Source organism: Acinetobacter sp. YH01011, from assembly GCF_013420785.1.
GTDB lineage: Bacteria > Pseudomonadota > Gammaproteobacteria > Pseudomonadales > Moraxellaceae > Acinetobacter > Acinetobacter towneri.
The window spans coordinates 31,992-47,737 of the sequence record NZ_VOYG01000016.1 but is presented as its reverse complement, the minus strand read 5'-3'; the positions used below and the strand labels follow the sequence as shown (position 1 = coordinate 47,737).

Below are 15,746 nucleotides of genomic sequence, written 5' to 3'. Positions count from 1 at the left end.
TAATCATTTTAGATGCACAAAAAAACCAGCAAATTTGCTGGTTTTTTTGTAGATGTTCATCACTTATTTGATTTTCGCTTTCGATTTCAAATATTGCGTATAGTCATCTAGCTCTTGTTGAGCACGTAATTGTTGATACAACTGCGCTAACTCTTTCAGTTGCTCAGGCGTTAAAGCATTCGATGTAGTATCGTTTACATTTGATACAGCTACCACCACTAATTCATTTGGTATAGATGCTGTTGTTACTGACCACATACCATCTTTAGGCGCAAGCACACTAAATGCAGCACGTTCAATTTCACGCTTTAACAAACCATCTGCACGGGTGAATGTGCCTGCATTTTCAAAACGGATTTGGTTTTTCGCCAAAACGGTCGCTGCAGGTTGAGTTTTAAAGGCATCCAACGCAGCTTGAATATCTTTTTTCGCTGCATCAAAGGCTTTTTTCTCAATCAGTTTAGCTTTTACGCGGGGTGTTGCTTCTTCTAAAGTTTGCACACCTGCGGCATGGTAATTACGCACTTTCACCCATACCACATCGCCATTGGCTAAAGTAATATTACTCGATGCGTTGCGATCGCCATTTTTCACATCATCATTAAACAATTTAACTTTGACAGATGGCTGGCTTAAAACAGGATGCTGCGCCGCCAAAGTTAAACCATTAACAGATTCGACTTTGGCCGTTTTCACTTCTTCTGCCACAACATCTAAAGCATCACTACTCACCACCAATTCATTTAAGCTGTTGATGGTATCGGTATACGCATTTTCAGTTTTGGCTTTTTGCAACTCTGCCATTAAACGTGCTTTTTGAGTTTCAAACGCAGGGACTTGAACTGTAGCACCTTCTGTTTGAATCACATGATAGCCATATTGAGTTTTAATCGGCTGTGATACTTCACCAGATTTTAAGCTACCCACGGCTTTGTCAAAGGCATCGCCAAATACGCCTGCTTCATAACCTGCAACCTCACCACCTTTGGCTTTAGACTCAGGATCATCCGAATACTTTTGTGCAGCTGCAGTAAAGCTTGTACCTTGCTTAATTTCAGCTGCGGCTTGCTCTGCAAGTTTTTTAGCTGCGGCATCATCACGCGCATCGGTGGTGATTAAAATATGTTTCACTGTCGGTACAGCAGCACCTTTTTGAGTTTCGACAAACTTTTGATAAGCCTGTTGTAACTCTGCGTCAGTGACAGCCGTATTTGCAGGTGCAATATTGGCTGGAGTCACCACAATGTAATCGACATCAACGCTAGCAACCTGTTTAAAGGCATTGGCGTGCTGTTCATAATACGCAGCAATCTCTTGTGCATTTGTGGTGATGTTTTTCTTGTAGTCATCTAACTTAATGCTAGATAAATGCAAAGTACGTTGCTGGGTTTGTAAATTGGCAATTTGCTGAATATCAGACGGGCTAACTAAAGCATAATCGGTAAAGCTAGCACTCAGCATTTTTAACGCATGGTCTTGGCGTAAATTTGCCACAAGCGCCTGATTGGTCATGCCTACAGATTGCAGATAGTTCGCATACAAGCTTTCAGAAAACTTGCCATCTTGTTGGAAATTCGGTTGCTGTGCAATCATTTGTTCAATTTGTGCATCGCTCAAAGAAATCCCTAATTTCTCAGCTTGTTGTAATAACAAGGTACGTGCAACCAACGTATCTTTGGCTTTGTTTTGAATATAATTTTGATTCAATAGTGTTTCATCACCATTGGTATAGGCCAAGTATTGTTCTTTCAAGGAATTGGTCAGATTATCTAATTCTCGTTTTGAAATTTGCTGACCATTGACTGTTTGTGCAGTGTCTTCAGACTGACCTCCACTAAAATATCCTTCAATACCTACAAGTGCTAAAGGGGTCAAGAACAAGACGAGCAAAACTTTGCCCAACCAACCCTTAATAACTTTACGAAAAGATTCCATAAGTATTCCAATATTTTATTTGTGCGAGATTTTAACTGAAAACCCTCAACGAATGAATGCGTTGAAGCCGTTTATTGACATTATTAATAAAAAACGCGCCAATTGGCGCGCTTTCTTGGCATTTTAAAAGATTATGCTACTGAATCTTTTAAACCTTTACCCGCTTTAAAGCTTGGTACTTTGCTTGCTTTAATTTCAAGTGTAGCACCTGTTTGTGGGTTACGACCTGTGCGAGCAGCACGCTCTTTCACATTAAATGTACCAAAACCAACGAGGGTTACAGTATCACCCGCTTTAAGCGCTTCAGTAATAGAAGCAATTGTTGCGTCTAAGGCCTTACCTGCATCAGTCTTAGACAATCCCCCTTTCTCTGCAATTGCATCGATTAATTCTGATTTATTCATGAAAATTACGTCCTCTTAATATCGTTTATTTAAGGTCCAGAGATTTAATTTAAATTACCGTAACGCCTTTATAGCAATGCTTTGAGGGTAAAAGCAATACTCCCTGCACGCTTTTATGCAAAATAAATGGTAAAAACGATGGAACTGTTAGCCTCTATTCAGTTTTGCCCTAAAATACCCGATGTATAATAAAGCAACATCCTTTAAGCCCCCTTTCCACAGAATTACTTTTTCGCAACATCTTCTTTTAATTGTTTATTTTCTTCAATCAACGCATCGACTTTGGCATGTAATTGCAGTACCAATTGCTCCAAATGTTGTAGGTCTTTTGCTGTCACCAAGCCAATTCTATTTAAAGAATGATTGACGCTATGGTCAATTAAACGCTCAACTTTATCTTTAGTATCAATGACCGACTCTTTGGCTTTTTCAGACACTTTTTCAACTGTTTGATCGGCAATTTCTGTAGTTTTAGATTCTAATTCCTCACCCACCTTGACCAGAGAGTCAAACAATTTATTGCCTTCTTCTTCTGCGCGTGAAAATGCACCTAAACCTGCTAGCCAAATTTGCTTGGTATATTTACGAAAATCGAGTGATGATTTACGTCCTGAGCGTAATTTATCTTTATTTTTCAATGTGGTTTCTGATTCAAGCAAATGCTCTTCTACGCTATCCGTCGTTTTTTCCATGAACCTCTCTCCTGCTTATTTTATGCGCACATAAATGTAATAAACCTACAAAATGCTTTCATAATAGCAAATTAAATACTTGATCGTTTTGCTAAACTGTTCTACAAAGCAAGATTATTCGCTGTGCTTCTAATATGATGTATTCACTACGAAGTGCAAACCAAGGAATTCAACTTTAAATTTAGGGACTTGATTTTATGAGTGATTCGCAACAAAGACAAAGTAATCCACATTTGTTGCTGACCATGCTCATGATTGTGTTGGAAACAATTTTTAGCTTTATTCTCAAACATGATCGTGTGGTCGCTTTGCAGGCTAAAAAGTTTGTCGACCAGAAAATCACCATTAAAATTAATAGCTATATTCCTTATTTCGACATTTACGTGGAATTCAATCCAAACGGCATCTTATTTGACAGCAAAGCACCTGAACAAGCTGTCGATTTAGATGTGCGCACCACCCTCATAGATTTATTTAAAATCTTTATTTTAGGTAATCGTCGCAGTATTAAACACATGCGTATAGATGGTGACATTACCCTTAAAGATGAGTTTCGTGATCTAATTTTGCATTTTAGTGCACCCAAAGTTTTAGCTGACTGGAAACAATGGCTGAAAGAAGCACCGCAAGAACAAGAAGTGATTGGTTCTAAAAAGCGCATTGCCCCACTTTTAGACAAAATTGATGAACAACGCTCTAAGATCAACACCCTACAAGTTGAGCTTAAACAGCATAAAAACCGTATTCGTCGGATTGAACGTCGTCAAAAGCGCATTAACATCGTCTTTGGTGTAATAACAGTACTATTAATTACGTTATTAGTGTATAATTTATGGATCGTTTAAACGCATTAAAATATCAAGAAAAACAGCGTAAATCCTCGCGCACAATATCACAATAAAATACTTGACTAATTTAGTCGGGATTCATAGAATACCCATATCTAGTCTAATCATGTGTATCGAATCATGCGCTTAACAACTCGCGGTCGCTACGCAGTGACTGCTCTACTTGATTTAGCTTTGCAGCCAACTGAACAAACGATCACGCTTGCTGAAATTGCAGCCCGTCAAACTATTTCTGTTGCTTATCTTGAGCAGTTATTCGCAAAACTTAAGCGCCACGGCTTAGTGTCTAGTGTTCGCGGTGCTAACGGTGGTTACCATTTAGCACGTAGTGCAAATGAAATCACTGTGCTAGAAATCATTGAAGCCGTAAACGAAACTGTTGATGCAACGCGTTGCGACCATAAAGGCAACTGTCAAAATGGTGCAATGTGCTTGACTCACGACTTATGGCAGGAACTCTCCCATCATATTGCCGACTATCTCGCTAAAATCTCACTTGCTGATTTAGTTGCGCGTGACAACGTACAAACTGTTGCCATTCGCCAGAACACAGCACCGTTTGATTCAGCTCTGTTATCGGTTACAGGTATTTGACATGAAACGTCCAATTTATCTTGACTACGCAGCAACCACTCCTGTAGATCCTCAAGTTGCAGAACGCATGATGGAGTGCCTGACTTTTGATGGGACTTTCGGTAATGCCGCTTCTCGTTCGCACGCTTATGGCTGGCAAGCAGAAGAAAAAGTTGAATATGCACGTGAACAAGTTGCGAACTTGATCAAAGCAGACCCACGTGAAATCGTGTGGACTTCTGGTGCAACAGAATCAGATAACCTTGCACTTAAAGGCGTAGCACAATTCTATTCGTCTAAAGGCAAACACATTATTACCTCTAAAATTGAACACAAAGCCATTTTAGATACCTGCCGTGAGCTTGAATCTGAAGGTTTTGAAATCACGTACTTAGAGCCACAACCACAAACAGGTTTAATTACACCTGAAATGGTTGAAGCGGCAATTCGTCCAGACACAATTTTAGTGTCGTTGATGATGGTCAATAACGAAATTGGTACGATTACCGATGTCGCTGCAATTGGCGAAATCACCCGTGCCAAAAAAATCTTCTTCCACGTTGATGCTGCGCAAGCTGCAGGTAAGGTAGAAATTGATTTATCTACCTTAAAAGTAGACTTAATGAGCTTCTCTGCACACAAAATCTATGGCCCTAAAGGTATTGGTGCGCTATTTGTACGCCGCAGTCCACGCGTACGCTTAAAAGCACAAATGCATGGTGGCGGTCATGAGCGTGGCATGCGTTCAGGCACACTTGCAACCCACCAAATTGTAGGTATGGGCGAAGCATTTGAACTTGCAGGCAAAAACTTGGCTTCTGAACAAGCCCGTTTACGTGTATTGCGCGACAAACTTTGGAATGGCTTGAACACCATGGAACAAGTTTTCCTGAATGGTCACCCAACACTAAACGTAGCCAACTATTTAAACGTCAGCTTCAACTTTGTTGAAGGTGAATCTTTAATGATGTCTCTTAAAGATGCTGCGGTATCTTCAGGTTCTGCGTGTACTTCAGCGACTTTAGAGCCATCTTATGTATTACGTGCACTAGGTCTTTCAGACGAACTTGCACACAGCTCAATTCGTTTCAGTTTTGGTAAATACACCACTGAAGAAGATATTGATCATGTCCTAACTGTGACTAAAGCTGCTGTTGAAAAGTTACGTGAACTTTCACCGCTTTGGGATATGTATAAAGAAGGGATTGACCTTTCTAAAGTAGAATGGACTGAACACTAATTCATCCCAAATCTAATGGCTTTGACAGGAAGCCATTAGATTGATAAAGGTAATTTCACCCCCATATTTATATTAAGGCTGACCCCGAGGTTTGGAGAAGCGACATGGCTTATAGCGATAAAGTAATTGATCATTACGAAAACCCTCGTAATGTTGGCGTTTTAGACAAAAATGCTGAAAACGTTGGTACAGGTATGGTGGGCGCACCTGCATGTGGCGATGTAATGCGTCTGCAAATTCAAGTGAATGACAAAGGTGTGATTGAAGAAGCACGTTTCAAAACTTATGGTTGTGGTTCTGCCATTGCTTCTAGTTCTTTGGTTACTGAGTGGCTTAAAGGTAAAACTTTAGATGAAGCACAAGCGATCAAGAACATTGATATTGCTACCGAACTTGCCCTTCCACCAGTGAAAGTACACTGCTCTGTATTGGCAGAAGATGCAATTAAAGCTGCTGTAGAAGACTATCGCAGCAAAAAGACCAAAGCTTAATTTGCTAAGTTTTGTGGAAAAACAAACGGAGTTTTCATGATCAATTTAACTGAAAATGCTGCAACTCATATCAGCAATTACTTAAAGAATCGCGGTAAGGGTGAAGGTATTCGCGTTGGTGTGAAAACTTCAGGCTGTTCTGGTTTGGCTTATGTACTCGAATTTGTAGATGAAGTCGATACGCACGACCAAATGTTTGAACAGTTTGGTGTTAAAGTTTTCGTTGATCCGAAAAGCCTAGTTTACCTAGATGGCATGGAAATGGACTATGTCAAAAATGGTTTAAACGAAGGTTTCGAGTTTAACAACCCCAATAAAAAAGGTGAATGTGGCTGCGGTGAATCGTTCACGGTATAACGCCACCTCCCTCTTTTTAGCTTAAAACAGTGTACAATACACTGTTTTAATTGCATTTATGCAGCCAATTTTGCACACTAATCGCGGATTCCATCTCCCATGAATCATTTTGAGTTGTTTAATCTTCCTGTTGCACTCGATATTGATTTCGCTACTTTAAAAGCTGAATTTTTAAAGCTACAGCAGCAATATCACCCCGACAAAGCCGAAGACAAAGATCAAGCCTTGATTAAATCTAGTAAAATTAATCAGGCGTTTAAGCAACTCTCTGCGGTAGACAGTCGTGCTGCATATTTACTCTCATTGAAAAAGCAAGATTATCATCTCGATCAATCCATCCATGACTTTGAATTTTTACAAGATGCCTTGGAAATTCGTGAGCAATTGGATGATGCCAACTGTGCCGATGACTTACAGTCATTAAAGGTTGAAGTACAACAATGGGTTGATGGCTTAGTCCGTGAATTTAAAATTGACTATGCCGAAGAAGATTGGGCAGAAGCGCGTGACACTGTGCGTAAATTACGCTTTTTCATGAAAGTTATGGCTGACCTAGACAAAGCTGAAGATCGTTTCCTTGATGATGACAGTTTTGATTTAGACGATGATTTTTAATTTTAGTTTGTATTTTAATATTTAACGGGCAAAGGATTTTACATAATGGCGCTCTTGCAAATTGCAGAACCAGGTCAATCAAGTGCACCGCATGAACATCGCATTGCGATTGGCATTGACTTAGGCACCACTCATTCATTGGTTGCCACAGTTCTTTCTGGTAAAGCCAAAGTCTTGCATGATGAGCAAGGTCGCGTGCTACTGCCTTCTATCGTCCATTATGCAGAGCAAAATACACATTATGGCAATGCTGCTGCGCCATTTATTACTACAGACCCTAAAAACACGATTGTTTCAGTCAAGCGTTTTATGGGTCGTTCTAAAGCGGACATTAAATTTCAACATCCATACACGTTAGTGGGTGAAGACAATCAAATGCCTGCTTTTGAAACAGCTCAAGGCCGTAAAACACCTGTTGAAATTTCGGCAGAATTACTTAAACAACTCAAAGACCGCGCAGAAGCCAGCTTACAAAACCCTGTAAATGGTGCAGTGATTACTGTTCCTGCTTATTTTGATGAAGCTCAACGCCAAGCCACACGTGACGCTGCCGAGCTTGCAGGTTTAAAAGTATTGCGTTTATTGAATGAACCGACTGCAGCAGCGGTTGCCTACGGTTTAGATCAAGACACCAACTTGGCTCAAGACCGTAACTATGTGATTTACGACTTGGGCGGTGGTACGTTTGACGTTTCTATTTTACGTTTCTCTCAAGGTGTTTTTGAAGTTTTAGCCACAGGCGGCCACACTGCTTTAGGTGGTGATGACTTAGATCGTCTGATTGTAAAATGGGCAAAAAAACAGCTGAATATTGAAAGTTTAGATGATGCAGAATATGCACACTTTATTGTGTCTGCACGTAAAGCCAAAGAAGCGCTCAGCAATGCAGAAAGTGTTGAATTAAAACTGTTAGAGCACACGCTGCAATTAGACCGCGCAAACTTTGAAAGTATTATTCAGGTTGCTTTAGATAAAACCATTAGTGTATGCAAACGTGTATTACGCGATGCCAAACTTGACCTAGATGACATTCAAAATGTAGTTTTAGTTGGTGGTTCAACACGTTCTTATGCCGTGCAAAAAGCTGTTCGTGAAGTATTTAATCAAGAACCATTATGCACAATTAACCCAGATGAAGTGGTTGCAATTGGTGCATCAATTACCGCCAATCAACTAATTGGTAACAGCAAAGATGGTTCGTTGCTATTAGACGTTACCCCACTGTCTTTGGGTTTAGAAACCATGGGCGGTTTGGTGGAACGCTTAATTTCACGCAATACTGCAATTCCTGTAGCACGTCGCCAAGAATTTACCACTTATCAAGATGGCCAAACTGCCATGTTGATTCATGTGGTACAAGGTGAGCGTGATTTGGTAGAACATTGTCGTAGCTTAGGTCGTTTTGTGCTACACGGTATTCCACCAATGACTGCGGGTCAGGCACGCATTGAAGTTACGTTCCAAGTCGATGCTGATGGCTTGCTCAGTGTTTCTGCTAAAGAAACCACTTCTGGTGTGACTGCAAATATCGACATCAAGCCATCTTATGGTTTATCTGAAGCAGATACCGAGCGTTTGCTGCTAGATGGTTTCAAATATGCAGAAGAAGACAAGCAATTGCGTCATTTGCATGAAACCAAAGTTGAAGCACAACGTGAACTTGAAGCTTTACAACAAGCCTTAAAAGTAGATGCACAACTATTAAGCCCAGAACAATTAGAAGCTTTAAATACTGCCAAAGCGCAGTTGGAAACCGAATTGACTGGACAAGACATTAAAGCCATTGAACATGCTGTTGAACAGCTTAAAATACACAGTGATGCTTTTGCTGCAATTCGTATGAATCAACATATTGATGCAGCACTTAAAGGCACTAAACTCGACGACTGGTCAAACTCAAACTAATTTAAGGTAAAGATTATGCCACGTATTAAAGTACTTCCACATGCGCAATTCTGCCCAGAAGGTGCTGAGTTTGAAGTCGAACAAAATGCCAACTTATGCGAAAGCTTACTTGAAAATGGCATTAAAATTGAACATGCTTGCGATATGTCTTGTGCATGTACCACTTGCCACGTTGTTGTTCGTAAAGGCTTTGACAGCCTAGAAGAAATGGATGATGTTGAAGCTGACTTGTTAGACCGTGCTTGGGGTTTAGAGCCTGATTCACGCTTATCTTGTCAGGTTAAAGTGGTCAATGAAGACTTGGAAGTCGAAATTCCAAAATACACCATTAACCATGCTTCAGAAAATCATTAATCATAAAATGATGCTAATTCTAAAAAACTGCGCTACGGCGCAGTTTTTTTATTGCACAACTTTAGATTTAAAATTTTTGAGGATTTAAAAGTTAAACGAGATCTACATTATAAGAAAAATTTTAGTGTTTTTCAGGAATATGAGTTTTGGCAATTTCTTCAACAGGTGGATGTTCAATCACTTCATCTTCAAGATTAAGTTTTACAATGCCCTGTGAGTTGGTCAGCTTTTGCTGCGTTTGAATTCTTTTAATCATTTTTTCTAATACGGTAATTAGCTCAGGATATTCAAAATTCTGCACTTCATCCAAATTAAGCAACAAATGAAAACCTTTATATTCGTAGTCAAACCAACGCTGATAATCCGACTTGCTGGCCGCATATTTTTCCATCACTTGCCAAGTTTTTACAGGACCTTGAATCCCCTTTAAAAAGATCGGTGCTTTCGGAGCACACAAATAATCATTTTTAATCAGTTTATAAGTGTCATCTGAAAGTAAAATTTCATCAACTTCGGCCGCACTTTGCAAACGCGCAGCTAAGTTAGCATCACGCCCAACAATGGTATATGCCATCCGATGTGCTGCACCGTAGTTCCCAACGTGGCAATATCCTGTACTGATACCCATACGAATATGTAAAGGCGGATAGCCCATTTTGACCCAACGTTCGCGTAACAATTTCATTTGCTGACGCATCGCAATAGCCATCTCTACACAAGTTTTAGCATCTTGTTCAACACCTTGCGTATTTGGATCACCAAAGAAAATTAAAATCGCATCACCCATAAACTTATCCACCGTCGCTTCATATTGCTTGGCAATTTCGGTCATGTGGCTTAAATAATCATTGAGCAGGAATGCTAAATCATCTGGAATTAGTGTTTCAGAAAGTTCAGTAAAGCCTTGAATATCAGAAAAGAAAATCGTCATTTTTTTACGTTTATATTCAATTTTCGCTTCCGACTCACCTTTCATAATCGATTGCCACAACTGCAAAGGTGCATAGCGACTAAGCTGATTCGCAAATTCCATATAGCGGTTCATTTGTGTGTAGTAATGGTCTTTCTTTGCCGTGGTATAGCGGATACGACGTGCCTGATAGGCACTGCCCATGCCAAAGTAAAAGATCATACATAAAAAGGCTAAAATCGTAAGTTCGGTACTGCTTTGTTCAAAATATTCGTTAAAACCAAAAATAAAAATATTACAAAAATAAAAAACTGTGACCGCCAATAAGGATGCCAATGCCACCAAAAAGAAAGAAACTTTAATATAAATGGCGGTATATAGCAGCGCAAATAAAGCGGCAAAAGTAAGTACCAAATTCAGATGTACCGCAGACAAACATACTGCGACTACCACAATATCAATAATAAACAGGATATTACGCTTGGCTTGATGACTATATTTATATTGCAGCCAACGCGAAAATTTAGGAATTATCAGTAATAAAAAAGTAAGAAAAAACGGAAGGTAAATTTGATAATTGGTATCGGCGTAGGTGTAGTGATAGACCACCATAATCAGGGATAAACTTGCATACCCGACTAAACGATGCAGAAATTCGAATTGTTTGGGATCTCTTTCCATCCAATTGTACATGAACACCGCGGCCTACTCCAATCTAGGATTAAAAAGCCACGCATCCTGCGTGGCAATTCATTTCAATTAATCCATTCGCCAGTCAAATGGCATATCGCCTTGACCACGCAGAGCAAGCATCAAGGTTTGACGCATGTGAGCCAAAACTTCATTGCTGTATGGTACAGCTGGCGTACCCCAAACTGGTTTAGGCCAAGCCACATCATTTTGATAACGCACGACGTGATGAAAATGCAATTGTGGAACCATATTACCTAAAGCCGCCACATTCATTTTATCGGCACGGAATACACGTGATAATTGGCTAGATAACCAGCTAGATTCACGTAAAAATTGTTCTTGGTCTGCCTGGCTTAATTCGTATAGTTCTGTAACCCCTGGCACACGTGGAATTAGAATTAACCAAGGGAATTGCATATCATTCATTAAACGACATGTTGACAGAGGAAAGTCGCCTACAAAAAAAGTATCTTGAGCAAGTTGTGGATGCAAACTAAACATATCTTTATAAATGACGCAAATTGTAATGATGGGTAATACTATCACATCCCTAGTGAACTGAGTATGATTCCCATCATGTTTCGATGTAAATAAAGTGCAATTTTAACCAAATTCATCATGAATAATATTCATTATAGAATCAGAGGTTTCTTAGCAAATATTCATAAATTTACCGATATGAGATTTGGATCAATTTGCATTTTTAAACTCAGCTGTGCAAAGTTTTTAGCAGGCTGTTTAATAGATCGGCAATAAATTGAATCCGCTTTTCAGCTTCCTCCAACATCACCATCACTTTTAAACGCTGTCCACCATCCATACGGAAATAGGTCGGATGTTTTTGCATCATTTGAATGATGCTCATGGCTTGCACAGGTGTATCTGGTGAAAATTCGATATGACCGCCATTTGTACCAATATCAATTTTAGTGATGCCCAACTGCTCTGCTTTTAAACGCAGTTGATGTACAGCAAATAATTGTTTCACCGCTTGTGGTGGAATACCAAAACGGTCAATCAACTCCATACGGATATGATCAAGCTTTTCTTGAGTATCGGTATTACTAATGCGTTTGTAGAACAATAAGCGCTGATGCACATCGCCCAAATAATCATCTGGAATTAAAGCAGGCATGTGCAGGTTGATTTCTGCAGTTAAAGACAATGGTGCATCGAAGTTAGGGGTTTTACCTTTTTGAATGGCTTTGGTGGCTTTTTCCAGCATTTCCATATACAGGCTATAACCAATAGCTTGCATTGAACCGCTTTGTTGCTCACCCAGTAATTCGCCCGCACCACGAATTTCCAAGTCTTCGGTTGCCAGCATAAAACCTGCACCCAAAGTTGAGGCACGCTGAATCGCATCCAAGCGTTTTTCAGCATCGCCTTTTAAGCCCTTAATGGAAGGTACCAGCAAATACGCATAAGCTTGGTGATGCGAACGTCCAACACGACCACGTAGTTGGTGCAACTGCGCCAATCCGAGTTTATCTGCACGTTCAATTAAAATGGTATTGGCATTTGGAACATCAATCCCTGTTTCAATAATGGTTGAGCAAACCAACACGTTATATTCTTTATGATAAAACTGCTGCATGACTTGCTCTAATTCACGCTCGCGCATTTGCCCATGCGCAACTGCAACCCGCGCTTCTGGTACCAATTCACGAATGGTTTCAGCACTACGCTCAATGGTTTCCACTTCATTATGCAGGAAATACACCTGACCACCACGTAACAATTCACGTAAAATGGCTTCTTTCACCGTATCGCCTGTATGCTCTTGCACAAAGGTTTTGACCGCTAAACGGCGTGCAGGTGGTGTAGCAATAATGGATAAATCGCGCATACCGCTAAATGCCATATTTAAGGTACGTGGAATTGGCGTTGCGGTTAAAGTCAGCATATCCACATCGGCGCGCAGCGCTTTAATACGTTCTTTGTCACGCACCCCAAAACGATGTTCTTCATCGACAATCATTAAACCCAACTGCTTGAACTGAATATTTTCTTGCAGAATTTTGTGCGTCCCAATCACAATATCGACTTTGCCTTCAGCTAAATCTTCAATGGTTTTTTGATGAGATTTGCTTGAACCAAAACGCGATAAGACTTCAATACGCACAGGCCAGTCGGCAAAACGGTCTTTAAAAGATTCATAATGCTGTTGTGCCAACAATGTGGTCGGAACCAATACCGCGACTTGTTTATTATTCTGTACCGCGACAAATGCAGCCCGCATGGCGACTTCGGTTTTACCAAAACCAACATCACCACAGACCAAACGATCCATTGGTTTTGCCAGTTGCATGTCATGTAAAGTCGCTTCAATTGCATTGGCTTGGTCTAGGGTTTCTTCATAAGCAAAGCCACTGGCAAATTGCATATAAAGACTATGATCCAACTCAAAAGCAAAACCCGGTTTAGATTGACGACGTGCCTGAATATGCAGTAATTCTGCTGCCACATCGTGAATTTGTTCCAACGCTTTGCGTTTGGCTTTATTCCATGCATCTGTGCCTAATTTATGCAAAGGCGCAAGGTCTGGATCACCACCGCTATAACGGCTGATTAAATGCAAATTGGTAACAGGTACATACACTTTTGCAGCATCGGCATAATCAAGTTGTAAAAACTCATGCTCTTGCTCATCAATATTTAAAGTAATTAAACCTGCATAACGCCCTACGCCATAATCAATATGTACCACAGGTGCACCAATGCTTAACTCGGTCAAACTGCGAATTAAAAACTCTTCAGAAACTTCCTGCTGACGTTTACGACGGCGCTGCACCACACGATGTTCATACAACTGATTTTCTGAGATTACACTCAATTGATCTTGAATGACCAAGCCGCGATCTAAAGGTGCATTGGTAATCGCAATGGCTTGTAAAGACTGCTGAAATGCCTCAAAACTCTCCACTTGTGGAATTTCACCCAAAGCGGCACGCAACGCATCTTTTAAGGTTTCACGACGACCTGCACTTTCTGCCACCAATAAAACAGGATGATTGGCCGCATCAATATATTGCTTAACGGCATGAAAGGGTTGTTCTTGTTTAGGATCAACCGCCAAACGTGGTGGTACAAGTGTGCTTAAGTTCACTACACCTGCTTTTTGCTCAAAAGCTTCGGGCGATGCAATCACACGTCCAAATTGATTCAGTTGTTCTAATAATTGATTTGGTTGTAGGAATAATTGCTCAGGCGGCAAAATCGGCTGGTCGATGTTATGACGTCTGTCCTCATAACGATACAGCACATCTTTCCAAAATTGAGTTAAACAGTCATCCACCGCCTTATCTGTAATGACAATGCAATGCTTTGGTAAGTATGAAAGTAATGTATTTTGACCTTCAAGCTGTGCTTGAGTGAAGAATAACGGAAAATAAAACTCTAAACCAGGCGATGCAATGCCTTCTAACACATCCTGATACACAGGGTTCTTTTTCGGGTTTGCCGTTGGGAAACTTTCTGCATAGCGGTCACGGAAAATCGCACGACCTTCTTTTAATGGAAATTCTTTGGCGGGTAAAACCGTAAAATTCTGCAAACTTTGGGTGGTACGCTGCGTTTCTGGATCAAAAAACTTTAAGGTTTCAACTTCATCATCAAATAAATCAATACGGATGGGTGCTTCCTGTCCCGAAGCATAAATATCCATAATACTGCCACGCACAGCGAATTCACCATGATCATAGACTGTATCGACCAGATGATAGCCTGCTTGTACCAAACGCTGCTTTTGTTGTTCCAAAGCAAACTTTTGCCCAACACGAATATCGAAATGCTCGCCTAACACCCATGAGGTTGGTGCAACACGTTGTGCCAAAGTGGTTGCCGAAACCAACAATACACCTTGCTGCGGCATATTGGATAAAATCGCCAAACGCTCCGACACAATATCTTGATGCGGTGACAAGCGGTCATAAGGCAAAATTTCCCAATCGGGGAAAATAGTCGGTTTTACCCCGTAAAATTCTAATTCGCTTTCTAACTGCGCCAAATGTTGTTGATTGCGCGCGACAATCACAAATAAATGCTGATTCTGCTGACCAATTTCTTTAAATAATAATGCTGCGGCAGAACCTTGTAGATTACCAATCCAGCGTTTTTCGCCAGCTTTCAGTTGTGCTAAATTGAGTTGGGAAATTTCGTGTTGGAACATGTATATAGCTTTAGGGTCTAAACAACATGGGGCTTATACTAGCACGATGAATTGACGGTTTTACGTAATTTTTTTCATCCACCATTACAGCGTATTTAATTGCAAATTTTATAAAACAGCGAGCTTTAAAGTTTGATACACACGCCTCTTTACTTTTGATCACGTAAAAACTGTCGATAATAATCATTCAATTTTTTAACAATCGCTTTAAATTCCAGTAAGTTTTCTTCGGTATTACCAAGCATTGTGTTAAAACGCTGTTGCGCAATTTCCAGATCAATTTTTTCATTGATAATCATAGCTGTAGAATACAGCTGTGCCAAATCATCAAACTGCTGCATACGGCGGTTGGATAAATAATTTAAACGCTCTGCCAAAACATCGTTAAGCAAAATACCATCGACAATATAGCCTTGTTCCGCATCCCATTGAATATTCTGTGCTTCTAAATAGGCAATTTCTTCGAGATTGGCTTTATTTTTAAACAACCCTGTAAGTTTGCTGAACATTTTGAACCTATAAATTGGCGAAATCAAAGTGAATGCTGCAGAGTTTAAA

The 15,746-nt window shown here is 40.2% G+C and carries 15 protein-coding genes; 8 read left to right on the top strand and 7 right to left on the bottom strand.

Going from position 1 to position 15,746, the window contains the following annotated elements; genetic code table 11:
- Positions 1-63: 63 nt before the first annotated feature.
- The 3 genes from FTT78_RS11330 to FTT78_RS11320 form a co-directional block, all read right to left on the bottom strand.
- Positions 64-1,935: a SurA N-terminal domain-containing protein gene (locus FTT78_RS11330; RefSeq protein WP_131261456.1), complete on the bottom strand. Its 1,872-nt coding sequence runs from the start codon at positions 1,933-1,935 to the stop codon at positions 64-66.
- Positions 1,936-2,066: 131 nt separating this feature from the next.
- Complete coding sequence (locus FTT78_RS11325; protein WP_004976639.1) at positions 2,067-2,339, bottom strand: HU family DNA-binding protein; 273 nt, start codon at positions 2,337-2,339, stop codon at positions 2,067-2,069.
- A gap of 224 nt (positions 2,340-2,563) precedes the next feature.
- Entirely contained in the window at positions 2,564-3,031 is a 468-nt protein-coding gene (locus FTT78_RS11320) for a phasin family protein (RefSeq protein WP_004976642.1), read from the bottom strand.
- A gap of 197 nt (positions 3,032-3,228) precedes the next feature.
- Here FTT78_RS11320 and FTT78_RS11315 point away from each other — a divergent pair, with 197 nt between their 5' ends.
- The 8 genes from FTT78_RS11315 to fdx all read left to right on the top strand — a co-directional run bounded on the left by FTT78_RS11315 (position 3,229) and on the right by fdx (position 9,414).
- Positions 3,229-3,876, top strand: a complete 648-nt coding sequence (locus FTT78_RS11315) for a hypothetical protein (protein ID WP_004976643.1) — start codon at positions 3,229-3,231, stop codon at positions 3,874-3,876.
- A gap of 123 nt (positions 3,877-3,999) precedes the next feature.
- Complete coding sequence (locus FTT78_RS11310) at positions 4,000-4,473, top strand: Rrf2 family transcriptional regulator (RefSeq protein WP_004976645.1); 474 nt, start codon at positions 4,000-4,002, stop codon at positions 4,471-4,473.
- A 1-nt stretch (position 4,474) separates the two neighbouring features.
- Complete coding sequence (locus FTT78_RS11305) at positions 4,475-5,692, top strand: IscS subfamily cysteine desulfurase (RefSeq protein WP_004976647.1); 1,218 nt, start codon at positions 4,475-4,477, stop codon at positions 5,690-5,692.
- 104 nt (positions 5,693-5,796) lie between these two features.
- A complete protein-coding gene (gene iscU / locus FTT78_RS11300) occupies positions 5,797-6,183 on the top strand; it encodes a Fe-S cluster assembly scaffold IscU (protein ID WP_167845980.1) in 387 nt (128 codons plus the stop codon).
- Positions 6,184-6,219: 36 nt separating this feature from the next.
- Entirely contained in the window at positions 6,220-6,540 is a 321-nt protein-coding gene (gene iscA, locus FTT78_RS11295) for an iron-sulfur cluster assembly protein IscA (RefSeq protein WP_100241673.1), read from the top strand.
- Positions 6,541-6,639: 99 nt separating this feature from the next.
- Positions 6,640-7,155, top strand: a complete 516-nt coding sequence (gene hscB / locus FTT78_RS11290) for a Fe-S protein assembly co-chaperone HscB (protein WP_004976652.1) — start codon at positions 6,640-6,642, stop codon at positions 7,153-7,155.
- Between the two features lie 45 nt (positions 7,156-7,200).
- Positions 7,201-9,060: a Fe-S protein assembly chaperone HscA gene (hscA, locus tag FTT78_RS11285; protein ID WP_180044302.1), complete on the top strand. Its 1,860-nt coding sequence runs from the start codon at positions 7,201-7,203 to the stop codon at positions 9,058-9,060.
- Between the two features lie 15 nt (positions 9,061-9,075).
- Positions 9,076-9,414, top strand: a complete 339-nt coding sequence (fdx, locus tag FTT78_RS11280; protein ID WP_004976656.1) for an ISC system 2Fe-2S type ferredoxin — start codon at positions 9,076-9,078, stop codon at positions 9,412-9,414.
- A 121-nt stretch (positions 9,415-9,535) separates the two neighbouring features.
- On the opposite strand, the gene FTT78_RS11275 is transcribed toward fdx, so the two are convergent.
- The 4 genes from FTT78_RS11275 to FTT78_RS11260 all read right to left on the bottom strand — a co-directional run bounded on the left by FTT78_RS11275 (position 9,536) and on the right by FTT78_RS11260 (position 15,697).
- Positions 9,536-11,017 (bottom strand): adenylate/guanylate cyclase domain-containing protein, encoded by a 1,482-nt coding sequence (locus FTT78_RS11275; protein WP_004976658.1) that lies wholly within the window; start codon positions 11,015-11,017, stop codon positions 9,536-9,538.
- Between the two features lie 66 nt (positions 11,018-11,083).
- On the bottom strand, positions 11,084-11,518 hold the full coding sequence (locus FTT78_RS11270; RefSeq protein ID WP_004976660.1) for an HIT domain-containing protein: 435 nt from the start codon (positions 11,516-11,518) through the stop codon (positions 11,084-11,086).
- Positions 11,519-11,726: 208 nt separating this feature from the next.
- Positions 11,727-15,188 carry a transcription-repair coupling factor gene (gene mfd / locus FTT78_RS11265; RefSeq protein ID WP_154320768.1) on the bottom strand — a complete coding sequence of 1,154 codons (3,462 nt, stop codon included), beginning with the start codon at positions 15,186-15,188 and terminating at the stop codon, positions 11,727-11,729.
- 149 nt (positions 15,189-15,337) lie between these two features.
- Entirely contained in the window at positions 15,338-15,697 is a 360-nt protein-coding gene (locus tag FTT78_RS11260) for a hypothetical protein (RefSeq protein ID WP_004976663.1), read from the bottom strand.
- Positions 15,698-15,746 lie beyond the last annotated feature (49 nt).